The following is a 19,453-nucleotide window of genomic DNA, read 5'->3' as shown; positions in this document are numbered from 1 at the left end:
AGCACCGCGGGGTGGTACTACGTTCGGAATGGGGTCCGGAGATCCGGGGCGGTCGTCGGTAGAGTCGGTGATGGAGAACCATCGGTCGCTCAACTCGATCGTCCCCGGCGGGGACGGCGAGCCGGACACGCTCCGCGAGCGCGTGAGCCACTGGGTCCTGCTCGAGGGGCGCCGCGAATCGGTGACTGCCGGCCTCCTGCTCGGGGTTCTGACGGGGTTGATCGTTTTGTCGATGATCCGGCCCGTCGACATGTACTCGCTGTTGCAGGACACCAACACGGCCCAGACGCTTTTCAACACGCTGTTGAGCGGGACCATCCTGCTCGTCTCGGTCGTCGTGTCGGTCACCTCGATCGTCCTGTCCGAGGAGATCACCGACATCGAATCCCAGCGCCAGCGCATCGACGGCTCGATCGACTACCGCGGCGAGATCGAGGAGTTCATCGAGTCCGACGTGAGCCCGGCCCGCCCCGCCGACTTCCTCCGGACCATCCTCCGGATCATCGACCAACAGGCCTCGACCATCGCGGACATCGCCGCCGACGGCGAGAGCGAGGAGTTCGCCGAGGACGCCCGGACGTTCGCCGACGAAGTCACCGCCGAAGCCGAGCGCGCCGGCGAGATCCTGAGCGGCGCCCGGTTCGGGTCGTTCAAAGTGTTGCTCGCCGGGCTCAACTACGACTACTCGTGGCAACTCCACGTCGCCCGGCGGTTCGACCGAACGTACGGCGAGGAACTCACCGACGACCAGCAGGCGGCGATCGACGACCTCGTGGAGTCGCTCAAGATATACGCCACCGGCCGGGAGTACTTCAAGTCGCTGTACTACAAGCGGGAGTTCGCCCGGCTGTCGAGCAGGCTACTGTACGTCTCGTTGCCGACGATCGTCGTCACCTCCTACGTGTTACTCGCGCTCGACAGCAACCTCTTTCCGGAGGTGACGTTTCTCACGCTGACGCCGCTGGCGGTGTTCGTGACCGTCGCGTACACGATCGCGCTCACGCCGTACGTGATGTTGACCGCCTTCGTCCTCCGGGCGATGACGGTGACCCTCCGGACGCTGGCGTCGGGGCCGTTCGTCCTCGAACGCGGGAGCGAACTCGACGAGTTCGACTGGGACGAGTCCGACATCGAGGTGTCGGACCGCGAGCTCCAGACCGGCGACGGAAAGCAACGCGCCGACGACTAGGCGGTCAGATCGGCCGCCAGCACGAAGTCGGGGTCGTCGGCCACGTCGACTCGACAGTACGCGGCGTCGCTCACGGTCCGGACGGTCTCGGGGATCAGCGCCCGCACGCGGTCCGCGCCGCGGTCGGCGGCGTCGCGAGCCAGCGCCTCGAACAGCGCCTCGGCGCTCGCGGAGTCGGCCCACGCGGCGACGCCGTACTCGACCCACGTCTCGGGCCCGTCCGCGTCCGTCTCGCGGTCGTACTTCCGGACCCGGTGTGCGAACCCCTTCGTTCCGCCGTTCTGAACCACGAACAGACCGTCGTCGTCGGCCGCGGCCGCGAGGCGCTCGCGGGTGAGCCGGGAGACCGCCCACGTCTCCTCGGGGTCGAGCGCGAGCCCACGGAGGTGTTCTCCGGCGTCGCTGTCGGTCCAGAACCGCCATGCGGCGTCGGGATTCGCCGTGATCTCGGCGGCCGGGTCGGCGTCGGGGTCCGGCTCGGGGTGGGCCCACCGGAACTCGGTCGCGGGGTCGTAACCCATCGCCCGCGACTGGCCCAGTCCGGCCTCGTTCCACGAGAACACCATGTTTCGCATCGCGGTCGCGCCCCGGTCGCGCGCCCAGTCGAACAGCGCCTCGGTCATGCGGTTGGCGACCCCGCGCCCGCGGAACGCGGGGTTGACCCGCATCCCCTGACCCCACGCCTCCCACTCCGAGAGCGCGACCGCCTGCACGATGCCCGCGATCTCGTCGCCCGCGTCGGCGACCACGGTGTGGCGGTCCTCGCCGTCGATCCAGTCGTGGTAGACGTCCGGGATGTAGTCGCCGCCGTCCCGATCGGGCCACGTCTCGGCGGTGAACGCCGCCACGTCCTCGTAGTCGTCGTGGCGGGCCGGCCGGAGCTGGATCGCCGCGCCGCTCATTCCCACGGCACCGACCGGTCGGTGATCTCGCCCGCGATCGGCTCGCGGACGGTCGCCGCGGGGTCGTCGCTGTTGGCGAGCGCCCACATCAGTTTGACCTTGGCGGTGCCGGGGAGCATGTCCTCGCCCTCCACGACGCCGGCGTCGAGCAGGTCCCGGCCGGTGTCGTACACCCGATCACAGACCCGGCCCTCGATGCACTGGCTCGTCATCACGACCGTCGTCCCGTCGTCGACCAGCTCGGCGATGCGATCGACCCAGTCGGAGTGGACGTGCCCGAGTCCGGTGCCTTCGAGCACGAGCCCCGCCTTGCCCTCGGCCACGTCGAGGGCCGACTCGTCCGTGCCGGGGGTGAACTTCAGCAGTTCCACCTCGGATTCGAGCGCCGACTCGATCGCGAGGTCGGTCCCGCCGCGCTCGGCGTACTCGCCGTCGAAGGCGACCTCGACGTCGTCGCCGTACGCGACCGTGCCGAGCGGTTCGGCGCCGACCGTCTCGAAGGCGTCCCGCCGGGAGGTGTGGTTCTTCCGGACCCGCGTCCCGCGGTGGAGCGCACAGACGTCGTCGCTCTCGGAGGCGTGCATACAGACCATGACCTCGGCGGCGTCGGCCTTGGCGGCCTCGACTGCACAGACCGCGTTCATCACGTTGTCCGAGGAGGGCCGGTCGGCCGACCGCTGGCTCCCGGTGAACACCACCGGGACGGGCGTATCGAGCATGAACGCCAGCGCCGACGCGGTGAACTGCATGGTGTCGGTACCGTGCATCACGACCACGCCGTCGGCGCCGGCCTCGATCTCCTCGGCCACCGCGCGGGCGAGGTCCTGCCACACGTCGGTGGTCATGTTCTCGCTGAGGATGTTTGCGACCACGCGCCCGCGGTAGTTCGCCCGGCCCGCGAGGTCGGGCACCGCCCGGAGCACGTCCTCGGCGTCGAACTGGGCGGTCACCGCGCCGGTCCGGTAGTCGATCGTCGAGGCGATGGTGCCGCCGGTCGAGATGAGCGAGATCGTCGGGAGGTCGTCGTCGAACTCGACCGCCGACCCGTCGTCGGCCCCGCCCGAGTCGATGTCGTACACGTCGGTTTCGAGGACGTCCACGTCGGCGGCGTCGCGGTCGACGCCGACGTTGTAGCCGCCGTCGAGTTTGACGACGAGGTTCTGGGCCGTCGAGGAGGGGAGCAGTACCCCTTCGTAGGTCTGGTCTGCCCGCTCGACGCGGACGCGATCGCCGGGATTCATATCACCGAGTACCGGCGGGCCGGACTTGAAACCATCTTTTCGGCCGGACCGACCAAAGACCCATTAGCGTCCGGGTTCCACCCACTCGTATGCCCCAGCGCTCCGACCAGCGCACCCGCGACGCCGTCGCGGACGACCTGAACGCCCCCCTAGACGATGCCGAGAGCCCCCAGCCGTCCACCCGCCAGCGGCTCAAACGGCGTGCGGGCGGGGTCTTCTCGCCGCGGACGTTCGTGTACGCCGTCCTGCTCGTCGGGGCGGGACTGTTCGCGGGCAACGCTTTCATCCCGCTTCCGTTCGTCGACAGCCTCGCCGGGCTCGTGGGCGCGTTCGCCGGCGCGTTCGCGCTCGGACTCGCGGTCGAGCGCGGCACGGTCCTCGAATCGGCGGCCGCCGGCGCGCTCGCGGCCGGGCTCGCGACGGTGCTCAGTCACCTCGCGCTGACCGCGTTCGGCGGCGCGGGCGTTCCGCTCGTGGCCGTCGGCGCGGGGGCAGGCGCGATCGCGGGCGGGCTCGGCGCCCACTTCGGCGGCGACCTCCGCGAGGGACTGACTCAGGACATCTAATCGGCGAGCGTCCACCCGTCGTCGGTGCGTTCGAGCAGTTCTCGCGCTTCGAGTTCGCCGAGACAGTCCTCGACGACCGGTTCGGGCGCCTCGACCGCGCGGCTCACCCGCCCGACGGTGCTCGCCCCGCCCGCGACCGCCGCGAGCACCTGGGCGTGGATTCGGTCCTCGCCGTCTGCGTCAAGCGCCTCGCCGAGCCGGGTCTGGACGTCGGCGATGCGGCCGTGGACCCACCGCTGGGCCAGCGACAGTTCGCTCTGGAGCTGTTGGAGCCGATCGAGCTCCGCGGCGAGGTCGGTCGGCCCCTCGGCGTCGGCGGGCGTTTCGTGGGTTTGCGCGTCGGACGCCTCGGGCGGCCCGAGTTCTCCCGCGTCCCCTGCGGTGTCGTCGGGTCGTTCGCCGTCGATCGCCGCGCCCTCCTCCGGCTCGACCCCCGCGTCGTCCTCGAACTGGACGTTCAGCGAGACGTACCGGCAGGTGCTCACGTCGAGGTTGGCGCTCGCGGGGTAGGCGCTTTTCATCCCGAACTCGTAGGGCGAGACGCTCACTTCGAGCCGGAGGTTGCGCGAGATGCTGAAGTACTTGCGGCGCTGGTCGTCGGTGCGACTCTCGACGAGCCCGGCGTCTTCGAGCGTCCGGAGGTGGTCGATGACGGCCTTGGGGCTGACGCCGAGGTACTCGCTGATTTCTGTGACGTAACACGGCTTGCGCGCCAGCAGACGGAGGATGCGCCGTCGGTTCTCGTTCCCGAGGATGTCGAGTAGCTCGGCGGAGTCCATTCAGGGGCGATGGTAGGCATCGCGCGCTCAAAAGGGTGTCTCTCGATTTCGCCCCGCCGGCGATCACTCGACCGCCGTCGTTTTTGGCGGGCTCCCCGTCTCGGTTGTCGAATCGTCGGCGCCATCCGGGATCGAGGTCCTCGCGCGCTGGCTCGTCTCGTCGGGCGAGTCGGTCGTCGTGGCTTTGCCGTCGGCTCCCTTCTCCCCGTTTCCGCCAGCGGCTTTGCCGTCGGCTCCCTTCTCCCCGTTTCCGCCGGCGGCTTTGCCGTCGGCCCCTTCCTCACCCGACGCCTCGCCGTCGGCACCGTTGTCGGGACCCGCCGCGTCGGTCCGGTTGTCGCTCGGATCCGCGACCGCTTTCTCCTCGCTCGGGCCGGCCTCGGGACCGCCGTCCTCTGGCGGCCCGGGATCGCCCTTGCCGTTCGAAGCGCCGTCGGTCCCCGATCGAGCGGACGCGGCGCTCTCGTTTGCGTTCCCGGAGTCGTCGATGCCGGCGTCCTCGGGCGGACCGCCTCCGACGTCGTCGGGCGGGCCGGGGACGCCGACGCCGGAGGTGTTCCGGGCGACCGCGGCGACCGCCGGGCCGGTCAGGTTCCGGGCGTCGGTTTCGAGCCCCGCGATGGCGTCCACGTCGGCGTCGGCCTGTCTGGCTCGCGGCGCGGTGGCGTCGATCGCCGACTGCAACGCGTTGATCCGCCCGACCAACTGGCCGACCTGCGCCTTGTACGCGGCCCCACTGAGGTTGCCGGCCTCGCGCTCGGATTCGAGTTCGGCCTTCCGATCGCGGAGGTCCGCGAGCTCGGCGCGCAGGTCGCCGGTCCGACGCTCCACCAGCCGTTTGCGCTTGGTCTCGTTGTCCGTCGCGTTGAACGACGCCGACCACATGCCGGTCTCGACCGCACCGCTCATCTCGGCCGCGCTCGACTGCATGAACGAGGAGATATCCGCGCCCAGCGACGGGCTCGCGGACTGATTTTCGCTCTCGCTCTCGTTTCCGTCGTCGCTCTGGGCGACCGGCGGGCCGGCGGTCGCCGAGCCGACGGGGTCGGGGGAGTCCGGGCTCAGGTCGGGGGCCGCTGTCGCCGGGGCGGCGATCGCGAGCGAACTGCCGACGACCAGCGCCAACAGGACGGCTCGATAGGCACTCATCGGGTCGTCATATAGCGCCGCCGTTTAAAAATACAGACATTCGTTCGTTCCGTTCATGTTCGGCTTTTAGCGCTCAAAACGGCGTATTAGAGTTTAAAACCCGATTAGATGTCGTCTACGCGCTCGGTCTGTCGTCGGGGCCGAGGCGGTCGAACGCACGGGCCGCCGCGGCGACCGAGAGCGCCGAGAGCCCGACCGTCGCCACCGGTAGTACCAGTCCCGGTTCGTACCGCAGGGGCGGATGGAACCCGAACAGGTAGTCGAGGGCGTCGTTCGCGAGGAGCGCGAACAGCGTCGCCGCCAGTGCCCCCCGCGTCGTCGCGCCGTAGCGCGGAAGCAGGTACGCCTCGGCGACGAACCCGAGGTGAGTGAGGACGATGAACCAGTACGACCACAGGGCGTCGGGATCCCACGGCGGCCCGAAGTACGCGCCGAACCCGAGATTGAGCGAGACCGCGGTCCAGAGGCCGTACTTGACCAGCCACGCGAACGCGAACGTGTGGAGGTACGCCAGCGGCCGGTTCCGGGGCGCGGCGTCGAGTCGACGGCCCAGATTCGGGACCAACGTGGCCAGCGACAGGGTGACGAGAAACAGCGCCGCCGGCGAGTCGGCGTACAGCGGCCAGAGGTAGATCGGCACCTCGGGGAGCGTCTCGACGTAGAAACGCACCCCGACCAGCATCGCCAGCACGTTCACCGAGAGCAGCCACGCGAGGTTCGGGCCGTCTTCGAGGAACGTCCGGGCGTAGCGGTCGGGGATCGCCATACCGACTCGCGGACCGCCAGCGACAAAGGTCTTGTCGGATCGCGGCGACCTCGGACCGACGCGGGCGAACGATTAAAAGCTGTTATTGCAATACTATATAAATCTATCCGAAACGTTTATCTTTTATCATGGTCTACGTTAGCGTGTCTCATGTTCGAGGAGTTTTCGAGCGGCTACTACCTGGGTCGGCTCTACGTCGAGCCCCACGACGGCGACCGGGCCGCGATGCGTCGCGACCAGCACGAACACATCAACGAGCAACTCTACGCGACCGGCGAGGGCGTCGAACGGCTCGACAACCCGCTCGTGATGAAAGTCGACAGCCACCACCTCGCGGTCCGGGGCGAAGACGACATCCCCGAAGGGACGCTGGCGCTCCCCGAAAACGTTCTCGACGACACCCGAATCCGGAACCCGCCGACCCTGAAGCAAGTCCTGTTGGCGAAAGCCGACCGGGCGGCACAGCTACTCGAATGTCAAAAACAGGTCCCGGGCGTCGGGACGTGAGCGGCCGGGGCGGTCAGCGACCCCACTCGCGGACCTGCTTTGGGCGGTCCCCGACCGGCAGTACGTCGAGGGGCTCCTCGCGGGCGTCGAGGGCCTCCAGCGCGGCGCTCGCGCTGGCCTCCGTCGAGAAGTAGGTCACTTCCTCCTCGACCGCGGTTTCGAGCACGTCGCGGTTGCGCGAGACGATGAGGTCGACGTCGCCCGACCGCACGGCCTCCTTCGCGCGGTCGGTCCACGCCGCGGCGTCGTCGGCGAACTGGTCGGGGGTGACCACCTCGAAGTGGGTGGCGAACTCCTCGGTGCTGAAGTACTCGCCGAAGTCGTCGGTCAGGTCGACGAGCGCGGTTCCCTCGCCGGGAATCGGCTTGCCGGTCGAGTCCTGAGCCTTGTCGTAGGCCTTCCCGAAGGTGTCGGCGGTGCCCATGACCTCGCCGGTCGATTTCATCTCCGGACCGAGCCGCGGGTCCGACCCCGGCAGGCGGTCGAACGGCAGGACGACCTCCTTGACGCTGACCTGCTCGGGGACCTGCTCGTCGGTATCGAGGGCGGCCAGCGACTCGCCGGCCATCACCTTCGCGGCGAGCTTGGCGATCGGGACGCCGGTCGCCTTCGAGACGAACGGGACGGTCCGCGACGAGCGCGGGTTGGCTTCGAGCACGTACACCTCGCCGTCTTGGACCGCGAGCTGGACGTTCAGCAGGCCGACCGTGTCGAGCGCCACCGCGATGTCCTCGACCACGTCCCGGACCCGGCCGAGGGTCGCCTCGTCGAGCGCCCGGGTCGGGATCATGCACGCGGAGTCGCCCGAGTGGACCCCCGCGGACTCGACGTGCTCCATGATGCCGCCGATCAGCACGTCCTCGCCGTCGGCGACCGCGTCCACGTCGAGCTCGACGGCGTCGGCGAGGAACTCGTCGATGAGGATCGGCTTGTCGGGGCTCACCCTGACCGCCTCGGCCATGTACTCTTTGAGCTCCTCGTCGTCGCCGACCACGTCCATCGCGCGTCCGCCGAGCACGTAGGAGGGCCGGACGAGTACCGGGTAGCCGATGTCGTGGGCGAGATCGAGCGCCTCGGCCTCGCTGGTCGCCGAGCCGCCCTCGGGCTGGGCGACGCCCAGATCGTCCATCAGGCGGTTGAACCGGTCGCGGTCCTCCGCCAGATCCATCGCCTCGACCGACGTGCCGAGGATATCACAGTCGAGCTCCCGGCGTGCGAGCTCGTCTTCGAGGGGCTCGCCGATGTCGACGGAGGTCTGGCCGCCGAACTGGACCATCACGCCGTCGGCGCCGGTGGCCTCGATCACGTCCGCGACCTCCTCGGCGGTGATCGGCTCGAAGAACAGTCCGTCGGAGGTGTCGTAGTCGGTCGAGACGGTCTCGGGGTTGTTGTTGACGACGTGGGCCTCGATGCCCTGCTCGCGGAGCGCCCGGACCGCGTGGACCGAGCAGTAGTCGAACTCCACGCCCTGTCCGATCCGGATCGGGCCGCCGCCGACCACGACCACGCTCTCGACGTCGCGGTCGACCTGCACCTCGTCGCGGCCGAGCCCGGCGCCCGGCCGGCGCGAGGAGTAGTAGTACGGGGTCGACGCCGCGAACTCGCCCGCGCAGGTGTCGACCTGCTTGAAGTCCCGGTCGGGGGCGGCCGCCTCGACGTCGTCGACCGTGACGCCCGCGCCGTCGGTGGCCGCGCCGTCGTCGGACTCTGCGGGGAGCCACGACGAGTGGGTGTCCTCGAACTCGCCGCCCGCGAGCGCCGTGATCTCGTGGTCGGTGAACCCGGCCTCGGCGGCGGACTCGAACTCGCCTTCCTGGGCCGCGACCGCCGCGTCGGCGACGTTCCGGTAGCGCTCGACGTACCACTCGTAGATGCCGGTGAGCTCGACGACCTCGGCGACGGTGTACCCGCGGTCGAACGCCTCGAACATCGCGTACGGGCGGTCGGGCGTCGGGGCTTCGAGGTAGTCGGTTTCGAGGGTCTGGTCGTCGACCTCGGCCCAGTCGGCCTCGGGGTCGTACTCCGAGGAGCGAAGCGCCTTCAGCAGGCTCTCCTCGAACGTCCGGCCGATCGCCATCGCCTCGCCGGTCGACTTCATCGCGGTGCCCAGCTCGAAGTCCACGTCGGGGAACTTGTCTTTGGGCCACCGGGGCACCTTCGTGACGACGTAGTCGATCGCGGGCTCGAAGGCGGCGGTGGTCTCGCCGGTGATCTCGTTTTCGATCTCGTGGAGGCGCTTGCCGAGCGCGACCTTCGCGGTCACGCGGGCGATCGGGTAGCCGGTCGCCTTCGAGGCGAGCGCCGACGACCGCGAGACGCGGGGGTTGACCTCGACCACGCGGTACTCCCCGCCGGGGGTGCCGTCGTCGCGCCACGCGAACTGGATGTTACAGCCGCCCTGAATGCCCAGATCACGGATCACTTCGAGGGCGGCGTCGCGCATCTCCTGGTGGCCGTCGTCGGGGATGACCTGCGAGGGCGTGACGACCGTCGACTCGCCCGTGTGGATGCCCATCGGGTCGATGTTCTCCATGTTGCAGATGATGATCGTCGAGTCCCCGGCGTCGCGCATCACCTCGTACTCCAGTTCGACCCACCCGGAGATCGACTCGGTGATGAGCACCTCGCTGTTCCGGGAGAGCCGCAGGCCCTTCCGGACGCGGTCGAAGAGCTCGTCCATCTCCGAGACGACGCCCGAGCCCGATCCGCCGAGCGTGTAGGTGGTGCGGGCGATGACCGGGAGGCCGCCGACCGCCTCGACCGCCGCCTCGACGCGCTCGCGAAGCGACTCCTCGGTCAGATCGGCGACCGCCTCGCCCTCGTCGAGCGCGATGGTCGTCGACGCCGGGACCGGCTGGCCAAGCTCCTCCATCCGCTGGCGGAACAGGTCCCGGTCCTCGGTGGCGTAGATGGTCTCCAGGGGCGTGCCCATGATCTCGACGTCGTGCGCTTCGAGGACGCCCTCCTCGGAGAGCTCGGCGGTGACGTTCAGCCCGGTCTGGCCCCCGAGCCCCGCGATGACGCCGTCGGGGTTCTCCGTCCGGATGATCTCGGCGATGGCTTCGGTGGTGATCGGCTCGATGTACACCTCGTCGGCCATCTCCGGATCGGTCATGATGGTCGCTGGGTTCGAGTTGACCAGCACGACTCGCGCTCCCTCTTCCTGGAGCGCGCGGCAGGCCTGCGCCCCGGAGTAGTCGAACTCCGCGGCCTGCCCGATCTGGATGGGTCCGCTGCCGATGAGTAGGATCGTCCGTCCGTCGGCTGTGGTCTCCTCGGTCATTCGTTGGTAGGAGAGAGTTCGCTCATCGTAATAAATCCGACGATAGATTACGAGTTCCGGAGCCAAATTTCGAAATTCGAATTCGCCCCGGAGCGACGGGCGCGCCGACGGTCCCCGGGAGTACGGTCGTTCGCGGCGGTCGCGCGCGTTTCGCCGCGAACTATCGAAGAGCGTTTTACCGACCCACGGTAATGGCCGTCCAATGAGCACGGACGACACGGCCCCGGACGCCGACGCGCCCGAGACCGCAGAGCACGAGAACGCCCGCCAGCACGTCGTCGCGGTCGACGCCGACGACAACGAGCAGGAGACGATCAACCGCCTCGACGCACACACCGGCGACGGCACGCGCCACCGCGCGTTCACCTCACTGGTGTTCGACGGCGAGGGCAACATCCTGCTGGCCCAGCGGGCCCCCGACAAGCGCCTGTGGGGGACGTGGTGGGACGGCACCGTCGCCTCCCACCCGGTGCAGGGTCAGTCACAGGAGGAGGCCACCCGCCAGCGCCTCGACGAAGAACTCGGAATCACGCCCGACCAGTACGACGACCTCCGGGTCACCGACCGCTTCGAGTACAAGCGCTACTTCGAGAACGCTGGCGTCGAACACGAGGTCTGTGCGGTCCTCAAGCTCACTCTCGACGACGTCTCGCTCGACCCCGACGAGGCGGAGGTCGCGGGCCTGATGTGGGTGCCCTACGAGCGCCTCCACGACAACCCCGAGTGGTACCGCCAGCTCCGGCTGTGCCCGTGGTTCGAGATCGCGATGCGCCGGGACTTCGACTGATCTGTCGCTCCGCTCGTCTTCTCGCGATTCCTACGTAATCGCGCTACTCGCGGGTCGGTTCTCCCCGCTCGTCTTCTCGCGATTCCTACGTAATCGCGTTACTCGCGATCCGACAGCCCCGCGAGGTGGCCCGCCTCCTCGACGATGATCTCCTCTGCACCGAGTCGGGCGGCGTTCTCGCTCCCCGGGAGGCAGAAGACGGGCGTCCCCTCGGCGATCCCCGCGGCCGCACGCGTGCCGACGATCTTCGTCCCGATCTCCTCGAACGACAGCGAACGGAACAGTTCGCCGAACCCGGGCAGGTGCTTGTCGAACAGGGGCTCGATCGCTTCGACGGTCACGTCGTCGGGCGTGACGCCGGTCCCGCCGGTCGTCACGACCACGTCGACGTCGCCGCGCCGGACCAGCGCGTTGACCGACCCCTGGACGCCGTCGTAGTCGTCGCCGATCAGGTCGCGGCTCACGACGCTGTGACCCGCCGCCTCGAACGCCGCGACGATGGCGTCGCCCGCCGGATCGTCCGAGAGCGACCGCGAGGACGACACCGTGACGACGGCGGCCCCGAGCGACTCGACGTCGTGGGCGTGGTGGTCGTGGTCGTCGTGATCGTGGTGGTCGTGGCTCTCGTCGTCGCCCGACTCCTCGCCGTGGGGCTCCTCGCGGTCCGGATCGCTCTCGTCGTCCCCGTCGTCGAAGCCGCGGCTCGTGTCGCGAGACTGGAAATCGACCATACGTCGGCGTTCGGCCGACAGCACCTTAAAACAACGCCGCACACCGTCGATAGTGACACCGATACGTCAGGACGAGCGCTGGGCCGACCACACCGCGGTCGCGCCGAGCAGGAACGCCGGAAGCAGGGGCAACACGAGGTAGGCCGCCTTGAACGGCCCGCCCGGCGGGATCAGCAGGATCGTCGCCGGGACCACCAGAAAGCAGACGACGATGACGCCGACCAGCACCCACCCGCGCCAGTCCCACTCCTCGGTGCCTCGCTCGACGGGCGCGGCGGGGTCGGAGACCTCCGCGTCGGCGTCCCCGCCCTCGACGGCGCCGGGGCGGTGGGTGTAGGTGTCGTCGCTCATTGGCGGCCGTACTCGCTGTCCGGGACGACCACGACCTTGCCGAACCCCTCGCGCTCTTCGAGCAGTTCGTGGGCGCGGGCGGTCTCGCTCATCGGCAGGACCTCCCTGATCGCGGGCTCGAACTCGCCGTCCCACACCAGTTCGAGCACGTCGTCGACCTCGCCGTGGGTCGCCATCGTGGAGCCGATCACCGACAGCTGGTTCCAGAAGATGCGGTTGAGCCCGGCGTTGGGGTTCGGACCGGTGGTGGCCCCGCATGTGACCAGTCGACCGCCCTTCGCGAGGCTCTTGAGCGAGTCGGGGTAGGTCTGCTCGCCGACGTGGTCGACGACCACGTCGACGCCCCGGCCGTCGGTCAGGTCGTAGACCCGATCGGCGAAGTCGTCTTCGGCGTAGTTGATCGCGTGGTCGGCGCCCAGTTCGCGGGCGTGGTCGAGTTTCTCGTCGGTGCTCCCGGTCGCGAAGACGGTCGCGCCGAGGTAGTCGGCGATCTGGACCGCGGCGTGGCCCACGCCGCCCGACGCCCCGAGCACGAGGACTTTCTCGCCGGGGTCGACGTCCGCCCGGGTCACCAGCATCCGCCACGCGGTCTGGAACACCAGCGGGGCGGCCGCCGCGACGTTCCACGACACGCCCTGCGGGACCGAGACGAGGTTGGCGGCGGGCACCGCGGCCATCTCGCCGTGGACCCCCCGGACGTGTTCGCCGATGATGTGGTAGTTCTCACACAGCGAGTGTTCCCCGTGCCGGCAGAACTCGCAGTGGCCACAGGAGACGCCGGCCGACAGCGCCACCCGGTCGCCGGGCTCGAACCGGGTCACGTCCTCGCCGACTTCGAGCACGACGCCCGCCGCGTCGCTACCGGGGACGTGGGGCAGTTCGAGGTCGACGCCCGGGAGCCCCTTCCGGGTCCAGACGTCGAGGTGGTTGAGCGCGCCCGCCTTCACGTCCACGAGCACTTCGTCGCGGTCCGGCGTCGGGTCCGGGAAGTCGCCGTACTCGATGACGTCGCGGTCACCGTGGTCGGTGAACTGGACGGCTTGCATAGTCGAAGCGTGGGGTTCCGGGGGTAAAACTGTACCTCAACGGCTCAGGCGTCCGGGTCCGAGGCCTCGGTCGACCGGACGTCCTCGGCGACGAAGCGCTCGCCCGTCCAGCGCCACGATCTGAGAGCGCTCGGGGTCGGATCGTCGGCCTCGCCGCCGCCCGACTCTCCGGGGACGGCGATGACGTACGACCGGCCGGGCCAGGTCGCCTCGGCGGCGTCGGTCGCGCTCGGCTCGGCCGGCCCGCGCGGGTGCGAGTGGTAGAACCCGACCACCTCGCGGCCGGCCTCGTCGATCGCCTCCAGCAGTTCGAGCTGTTCGCGCGCGCCGATCTCGTAGCGCGTCCGCGGGTCGGCGGCGGCGTTTGCGGCCGGATGGCGCGCGAGGACCTCCGCGTCGTCGCCGTCGCGCCTGCCCGCGAGGATGCCACACACCTCCTCGGGCGCGCCCTCGCGGGCGTGTGCGAGTATCTCCTCGCGGACGTCGTCGGGAAGAGCGAGCGTCACTGTCTGGCTCCCGGTTCGGGCCGAGCCGAGATAAATGGTCGCCGCCCCGCGGCCGGGCTCAGAGGCCGAACAGCCGCAGGCCGAGCCCGCCGAGCAGGAGGACGACCCCGACCGTCGCGCCGACGAACGGCGGCAGGATCGGGATCGGGAGCACGATCAACAGCAGGCCGACCGCGATCAGCGTCGTGGATAGCTTCACGCCGGCGTTTGGGTCGCCCGGCAAAAATAGGCTTGGCCCGCGCGGACCCGACTACTGTGGCTCGGCGGCCTCGTGTTCGGACTTCTCGACGGTGATGGTCACGTCCTCGGGATCGACCCCGATGCGGGCGAACTGGGTCTTGACGTGCTCGCGGGCGGCCTGGGTCGCCTGTTCTTTCGTGTCGAACCCTCGGGGCATCGGCGACTCGAACGCGACGTTGACCTCCTCGCCGTTGACCTTCTGGACGGTCCCGCCGCTCTCGACCTCGTAGAACTCGTCGCAGACCCACACGTAGGGGGCGTCCTCGTCGGGCGCGCCCTTGAACCGCGGCGCGCGCTCCCCGCGCTCGTACAGCGTCCCCGTCAGGGTCGTCCCCCCGCCTTCGCCGCGGATGAGTAACATGGCCTCCGATAGGGCGCCTGGAGGTAAAAGGAGCGCGACTGACGGCGAAACGTGTTTGACCGAGGGGTTCGTCGTCGGGAACGATGACCGACCTCGGCGACTTCGAGAGCTTCGAGGGCGACGCCTCCGGGTCCGATCCCGCGGACGGCGCCGCCGACGAGGGCGACACGTTCGAGCGGATCGAGCCCGACCCCGTCGGGAGCGACCGCGGCATCGGCACCCTCTCGGCGGCCGACGGCCTCCGTATCAGCGAGGAGTCCGACGAGACCCACCTCCGGGCGTACGTGACCGCCGACAACCGCGACGACGTGCGCGTCGGCACCTACCTCCTCGCGCCTTACCCCGACGACGAGAAGTTGTTCTGTCGCGTCTCGGCGCTCTCGTACGAGCAGGAGTACCGCGTCGACGACGCGACCGAGATTCACTCCAAGCGCGCGATGCGCCGCGAGGAGATCGAGGAGACCGACTACAAACTCCTCGCCACGCTGGAGCCGGTCGCGGTCCTCTACTCGGACGACGGCGAGCTCAAGCGCCGGATGACCGACCGGGTCCCCAAGCCGAAGGCGGTCGTCCGGCAGGCCGACGACAAGCCCGAGATCAAGACCGGGCTCAAGATGCCCGAAGACGGCGTGTTCCTCGGCCACCTCTCGGTCGGCGGCGAGAAGGTCCGGACCGCCGCCGAGCCCCCCACGATCGACTACCGGCTGAAAGACGACTACGGCGACGGCGATCCGCTCGTGTTCCGTCACACCCTCGTGGCCGGGGGCACCGGGTCGGGCAAGACCCACGGCGCGAAGAACGTCCTCCGGCAGTTCCTCGGCGAGGAGCGCCGCTACGAGATGGCCGACGGCGCCGAGCGCCGGGCCGCTGTCGTCCAGTTCGACCCCCAAGACGAGTACGCCCAGATGCACGACGACAACCCGGACGTGACCGACGCCGACCGCCGCCGGTGGGAGCGAGAGGGCGTCGCCTGCGGCGGCCACGACGACACCGTCGCGTTCGTGCCGAAGGTCGGCGCCGGCGGCTACGCCGCCGACCACCACCGCGCCGAGCAGGTCGAGTTCACCATCCCCTTCTCGATGGTCCGGCGCCGGCCGTGGCTGGTCGCGGGCGCGAGCCTCAACGACAATCAGTACAACGCGCTCAGACTGCTCATCGAGCGCTTCTTCGAGCAGGCGGGCGATTCGGGGACCTACCGGCAGTTCGTCGACTACGTCGACGACCCCGCGCTCCGCGAGGAACTCGACGAGTCGGGCCGAGTCCACGAGGCCACCTACGACGCGGTCAAGCGCCGGGTCATCGGCTCGGCGTTCCACGACGTGTTCGATCAGGACGCCCGACCGATCACCGACCAGATACGCCGGTTCGTCCGGCCCGGCGGGCTCACCGTGGTGCCGACCTATCACGTCAACGACTCGCGGGCGACCGAGGTGGTGGTGCTGGCGCTCGCCAGCCTGCTCGTCGACGAGAAGCTCTCGAACGCGCCCCGGTACGACCGCGTGAAGGAGACGCCGCTCGTGGTCGGGATGGACGAGGCCCACAACTTCCTGACCGACGCCGACAGCGTGCAGGCCCGGAAGGTCATCGGGAAGTTCACCGAGGCCGCAAAGCAGGGCCGCAAGGAGCGTCTGGGCCTGTTTCTCATCACCCAGGACCCCCAAGACATCCACGAGGCGGTGTTCAAGCAGATCAACACCACGATCGTGCTGAACCTCGGCGACGAGGACGCGATCAAGAGCGTCAACATCCCCTCGAAGCTCGAAGGGAAGGTGCCGTACATGGAGAAGGGCCAGATGGTGGTCTACTCGCCGGACAACTCCGAGCCGGTCGAGATCACCGGCTTGCCCAAGTGCGTGACCAAACACGGCCGGGAGTAGCGTGAGCCGGCCGGCTCACGGGAACACGAGCGGTGAAACCGCGAGTAGCGAGGCGCCCAACGCGGGTCTCTCGGAGCGACCCGACGGGCGAGCGAAGCCGACTCCCCGCCCGGGCCTGTCGCCGTTCTCGACTCGCGACGGCGACATGTAGAGTTAAATGAACGCCGTGTCTACCCGTGGCCATGAGCAAAGAGATACTCGTCCCGATCGACGGCTCCGAGCAGTCGAGAACCGCGCTCAACTTCGCGCTCGAAGAGTTCGCCGACGACACGATCACCGTGCTCAACGTCATCGACCCCATCGACGCCGGCTACAACGCCCCGGTGGGGATGCCCGGCGGCTCCGAGGAGTGGTACGAGAACGCCCGCGAGCAGAGCGAATCGCTGTTCGAGGGGGCACAGGAGACCGCCGACGAGTACGACGTCACCCTGAACCCCGTCACCGAGATGGGCCGCCCCGCCAGCGTCATCGTGGAGTACGCCGACGAGGAAGGGATCGACCAGATCGTCATGGGGAGCCACGGCCGATCGGGGGTCTCGCGCATCCTGCTCGGTAGCGTCGCCGAGACGGTGGTCCGGCGCGCGACGAAGCCGGTGACGGTCGTGCGGTAGGCTACGCCTCGCTGTCGCCGTCCGACGGGCTCCGCGAGTCGCGCCGCCCCCGGCGAGACTCGCTCGGCGTCCGTGCCAACCCCTGCCACCACCTACGCTCTCCCGGTGTTTTTGATCGAGCGTCTGCAAGGACGGGGCGTGCAGGCGCCGCCCGCACCCGAAGACCGCCGGGCTTCCGAACCGGTGCTCGCAAAGACAGCAACAGGTCGTCTCAGAAGATATTCGCCTGCCGATAGACGCTGATGCCGTCGTTCGTGATGGAGTAGGGTTTGATCTCCCGGGAGTGGTTCGCGTCCCGAATCTTCTGAATCTCGACCGCGAGCCGCGTCTCCCGGAAGTCGTCGCTCGATCGGATGTACCGCAGGATGAAGACCGCGTCCACCAGATACTCGATGATGCCGTGCCGGGAGGCGTAGGAGTTCTCCTCGCTGGCCTCGCTGGTGAGCATCGTGGTCACGCCCGCCTGCTTGAGGCTCCGCGTGAAGTCGTACACCTCGTTGCGGCGGGTCGCCTGCTCGTCGTACATCATCTCCAGCAGCGACACCGAGTCGAGGACGAGCCGCGACGCGCCGAAGTCCTCGATGAGCCGCGGGAGGTCGTTTCGGATCGACGTGAGGCTGTTCGCCATCTCGATGGGGTCGAGGTCGATGACCGCGAGCCGTCCCTCCGACTCGTAGTCGTCGAACGACCACCCCTTCTCGGTGGCGGTGTTGATGATCCGACCGCGGCTCTCTTCGAGGGTGATGAACACCGCGTTCTCGCCGGCTTCGAGCGCCTCGTTGAGGAACTGGAGCCCGAACGTGGTCTTGCCGGTCCCGGCCGACCCGATGGTGGTCAACAGCGACCGCTCGGGCACCCCGCCCTGAATCATGCTGTCGAGGCCCTCGATTCCGACGTCCACTCGCGGGATCGACGACTCGAACTCCTCGTCGAACTCGGTCTCCTCGAACGGCTCGTCGGTCTCGCCGAACCCGCCACCACCGCCCATCCCGAAGCCGGCGTCGTCGCCACCGAACCCCTCGGGGGCGGCGTCGCCGAGGCCGGCGTCGCCGAACTCCGTGTCGCCGCCGGCGCCACCGCCGCCCGGTGCGTTCTCGAAGGCGGTGCTGAAGTCCTCGTCGAACAGCCCCTCGTCGTCACTGGCCTCGTAGGGGTCGGCGTCCGCGAACCCGTCGGCTTCGCCGTCGGGGCCGTCCCCGGCGTCCCGATCGTCGCCGACGACGTCACCGTCCTCGGCGTCTGGGCCGAACCCGGAGTCCGTGTCGGACGCGTCGTCGAATCCGGGGTCCGTGTCGGACGCATCCCCGAACCCGGGGTCCGTGTCGGACGCATCCCCGAATCCGTCGGCGCCGCCGGCGTCGCCAAACCCGGTGTCCGTCCCGGAATCGGTGCCGAATCCGGCGTCCGTGTCGGCGTCGCCGCCGAACTCCGACTCGCCGCGGTCTGCCTCGCGCTCGATTCCGCCCGGGTCGGCGCCTGCATTCTCCCGGTCTCCGATTTCGGAGGGCGCCTCGGCGTCGGCCGAGCGCTCGCCGTCTTCGGACTCGGAGTCGTCGGTCTCCTCGTCGGACGCCTCGTCGAGCGCGCGCTCGAACCAGTCGTCGTCGCTCACGCCGTCCACCTCCGTGACCGTCGAGCGCGCGGGAACATGTGTGACACGTCGGACCGACCGCATTTGAATGTTTCTCGGTGTCGGCGGACTTTTGCCGACCGGGCGAGAAGTGCCACCGATGAAAGTCGGTATCGTCGCCCAGAAGGGCAACTCCCGCGCCGCCTTTCTGGCCGCACGAATACGTGAAACGCTGCCCGACGACGTGACCGTCTGGCTCGACGCCGCGACGGCCGCGACGGTCGACGGCGACGGTCGGCCGGTCGACGAGATGGACGCCACAGACCTCGTGGTCTCGATCGGCGGTGACGGGACGTTCCTCTTTGCGGCCCGCGGCGCGGGCTCGACGCCGATTCTGGGGGTCAACCTCGGCGAGGTCGGATTCCTCAACGGCGTCGCACCTCGCGAGGCGGTCCAGACGGTCGAGTCGGTGGTTGCCGTTTACCGCGAATCGGGATCGATCCCGGTCCGGGAGGCGCCCCGGCTGATCGCCGACGGCGACGGCGACTGGACGCTCCCGCCGGCGCTCAACGAGATCGTCGTCCAAGGCGCCCAGCGGGGCCACGGCAACGGGATCGAGTACGAGGTCAGGGTCGACGGTCGGCTGTTCGCCGGCGGTCGGGGCGACGGCGTGCTGGTCTCGACGTCGACCGGTAGCACCGCGTACAACCTCAGCGAGGGCGGCCCGGTGGTCCACCCCGAGGTCGACGCCCTGATCGTGACCGAGATGTGCGCGGCCGAGTCGATGGCGCCGCTGGTGATCCCGAGCGACAGCGAGGTCGAGATTCGGGCGGCCGACGCCGAACACGGCTTCGTCAGCGGCGACAGCACCCGCAAGCGGATCGAGACCCCCGAGTGGGTCCGAGTTGGCGTCGCCGACGAGCCGGCCCGGATCGCCGAACCGGCGAGCGACTTCTTCGAGGCGCTCGGGAAGCTCGACTGACTTTTCCGA

At 69.3% G+C, this 19,453-nt stretch carries 20 protein-coding genes; 7 read left to right on the top strand and 13 right to left on the bottom strand.

The genetic code is table 11. The annotated features are described in order from the left end of the window. Positions 1–28: 28 nt before the first annotated feature. On the top strand, positions 29–1,189 hold the full coding sequence (locus EPL04_RS05400) for a hypothetical protein (RefSeq protein WP_134670150.1): 1,161 nt from the start codon (positions 29–31) through the stop codon (positions 1,187–1,189). Here EPL04_RS05400 and EPL04_RS05395 read toward each other — a convergent pair. Both EPL04_RS05395 and gatD read right to left on the bottom strand, forming a co-directional pair. Further along, on the bottom strand, positions 1,186–2,091 hold the full coding sequence (locus EPL04_RS05395) for a GNAT family N-acetyltransferase (protein WP_134670148.1): 906 nt from the start codon (positions 2,089–2,091) through the stop codon (positions 1,186–1,188). The two genes, EPL04_RS05400 and EPL04_RS05395, sit on opposite strands and share 4 nt — an antisense overlap. Then, positions 2,088–3,332: a Glu-tRNA(Gln) amidotransferase subunit GatD gene (gene gatD, locus EPL04_RS05390; protein WP_134670146.1), complete on the bottom strand. Its 1,245-nt coding sequence runs from the start codon at positions 3,330–3,332 to the stop codon at positions 2,088–2,090. Before gatD ends, EPL04_RS05395 begins: the two co-directional genes overlap by 4 nt. An 89-nt stretch (positions 3,333–3,421) precedes the next feature. Here gatD and EPL04_RS05385 point away from each other — a divergent pair, with 89 nt between their 5' ends. Further along, positions 3,422–3,898 carry a hypothetical protein gene (locus tag EPL04_RS05385; RefSeq protein ID WP_134670144.1) on the top strand — a complete coding sequence of 159 codons (477 nt, stop codon included), beginning with the start codon at positions 3,422–3,424 and terminating at the stop codon, positions 3,896–3,898. Here EPL04_RS05385 and EPL04_RS05380 read toward each other — a convergent pair. The 3 genes from EPL04_RS05380 to EPL04_RS05370 form a co-directional block, all read right to left on the bottom strand. Further along, positions 3,895–4,677, bottom strand: coding sequence for an ArsR/SmtB family transcription factor (locus tag EPL04_RS05380; RefSeq protein WP_134670142.1), 783 nt, complete (start codon positions 4,675–4,677; stop codon positions 3,895–3,897). The genes EPL04_RS05385 and EPL04_RS05380 overlap by 4 nt on opposite strands. Before the next feature lie 63 nt (positions 4,678–4,740). Further along, positions 4,741–5,826, bottom strand: coding sequence for a hypothetical protein (locus EPL04_RS05375; protein ID WP_134670140.1), 1,086 nt, complete (start codon positions 5,824–5,826; stop codon positions 4,741–4,743). 115 nt (positions 5,827–5,941) lie between these two features. Continuing rightward, a complete protein-coding gene (locus EPL04_RS05370) occupies positions 5,942–6,592 on the bottom strand; it encodes a DUF1405 domain-containing protein (protein ID WP_134670138.1) in 651 nt (216 codons plus the stop codon). A 150-nt stretch (positions 6,593–6,742) separates the two neighbouring features. Here EPL04_RS05370 and EPL04_RS05365 point away from each other — a divergent pair, with 150 nt between their 5' ends. Beyond that, positions 6,743–7,099: a DUF5802 family protein gene (locus EPL04_RS05365; protein ID WP_134670136.1), complete on the top strand. Its 357-nt coding sequence runs from the start codon at positions 6,743–6,745 to the stop codon at positions 7,097–7,099. Positions 7,100–7,112: 13 nt separating this feature from the next. Here EPL04_RS05365 and carB read toward each other — a convergent pair whose 3' ends face one another. Continuing rightward, the gene (gene carB, locus EPL04_RS05360) at positions 7,113–10,382 is read right to left on the bottom strand and encodes a carbamoyl-phosphate synthase large subunit (RefSeq protein ID WP_134670134.1); all 3,270 of its coding nucleotides are present in this window, start codon (positions 10,380–10,382) and stop codon (positions 7,113–7,115) included. Positions 10,383–10,584: 202 nt separating this feature from the next. On the opposite strand from carB, the gene EPL04_RS05355 reads away from it, so the two are divergent. Next, positions 10,585–11,169: an NUDIX hydrolase gene (locus EPL04_RS05355; RefSeq protein ID WP_134670132.1), complete on the top strand. Its 585-nt coding sequence runs from the start codon at positions 10,585–10,587 to the stop codon at positions 11,167–11,169. Positions 11,170–11,267: 98 nt separating this feature from the next. Here EPL04_RS05355 and EPL04_RS05350 read toward each other — a convergent pair whose 3' ends face one another. The 6 genes from EPL04_RS05350 to EPL04_RS05330 form a co-directional block, all read right to left on the bottom strand. Beyond that, a complete protein-coding gene (locus EPL04_RS05350) occupies positions 11,268–11,900 on the bottom strand; it encodes a MogA/MoaB family molybdenum cofactor biosynthesis protein (protein WP_134670131.1) in 633 nt (210 codons plus the stop codon). Positions 11,901–11,966: 66 nt separating this feature from the next. Continuing rightward, complete coding sequence (locus EPL04_RS05345) at positions 11,967–12,251, bottom strand: hypothetical protein (protein WP_134670129.1); 285 nt, start codon at positions 12,249–12,251, stop codon at positions 11,967–11,969. After that, entirely contained in the window at positions 12,248–13,297 is a 1,050-nt protein-coding gene (locus EPL04_RS05340) for a zinc-binding dehydrogenase (RefSeq protein ID WP_134670127.1), read from the bottom strand. Before EPL04_RS05340 ends, EPL04_RS05345 begins: the two co-directional genes overlap by 4 nt. Before the next feature lie 44 nt (positions 13,298–13,341). After that, entirely contained in the window at positions 13,342–13,803 is a 462-nt protein-coding gene (locus EPL04_RS05335) for a desampylase (RefSeq protein ID WP_134670125.1), read from the bottom strand. Between the two features lie 58 nt (positions 13,804–13,861). After that, a complete protein-coding gene (locus tag EPL04_RS18680) occupies positions 13,862–14,002 on the bottom strand; it encodes a hypothetical protein (protein ID WP_167599425.1) in 141 nt (46 codons plus the stop codon). A gap of 51 nt (positions 14,003–14,053) precedes the next feature. After that, positions 14,054–14,404 carry a DUF7113 family protein gene (locus EPL04_RS05330; RefSeq protein ID WP_134670123.1) on the bottom strand — a complete coding sequence of 117 codons (351 nt, stop codon included), beginning with the start codon at positions 14,402–14,404 and terminating at the stop codon, positions 14,054–14,056. Between the two features lie 83 nt (positions 14,405–14,487). Between EPL04_RS05330 and EPL04_RS05325 the strand changes: the two genes are divergently transcribed. Then, the gene (locus EPL04_RS05325; protein ID WP_134670121.1) at positions 14,488–16,281 is read left to right on the top strand and encodes an ATP-binding protein; all 1,794 of its coding nucleotides are present in this window, start codon (positions 14,488–14,490) and stop codon (positions 16,279–16,281) included. A gap of 182 nt (positions 16,282–16,463) precedes the next feature. Then, on the top strand, positions 16,464–16,892 hold the full coding sequence (locus EPL04_RS05320; protein ID WP_134670120.1) for a universal stress protein: 429 nt from the start codon (positions 16,464–16,466) through the stop codon (positions 16,890–16,892). A 211-nt stretch (positions 16,893–17,103) separates the two neighbouring features. Here EPL04_RS05320 and EPL04_RS05315 read toward each other — a convergent pair whose 3' ends face one another. Then, the gene (locus EPL04_RS05315; protein ID WP_245154525.1) at positions 17,104–18,504 is read right to left on the bottom strand and encodes a KaiC domain-containing protein; all 1,401 of its coding nucleotides are present in this window, start codon (positions 18,502–18,504) and stop codon (positions 17,104–17,106) included. A gap of 118 nt (positions 18,505–18,622) precedes the next feature. Between EPL04_RS05315 and EPL04_RS05310 the strand changes: the two genes are divergently transcribed. Beyond that, positions 18,623–19,444 (top strand): NAD(+)/NADH kinase, encoded by an 822-nt coding sequence (locus EPL04_RS05310; protein WP_134670116.1) that lies wholly within the window; start codon positions 18,623–18,625, stop codon positions 19,442–19,444. Positions 19,445–19,453 lie beyond the last annotated feature (9 nt).

Origin of the sequence: Halorussus marinus, assembly GCF_004521895.1 — an archaeon.
Taxonomy (GTDB): Archaea; Halobacteriota; Halobacteria; order Halobacteriales; family Haladaptataceae; genus Halorussus; species Halorussus marinus.
The sequence above is the reverse complement of the archived record's forward strand: the minus strand, read 5'-3'. Positions and strand labels throughout refer to the sequence as shown.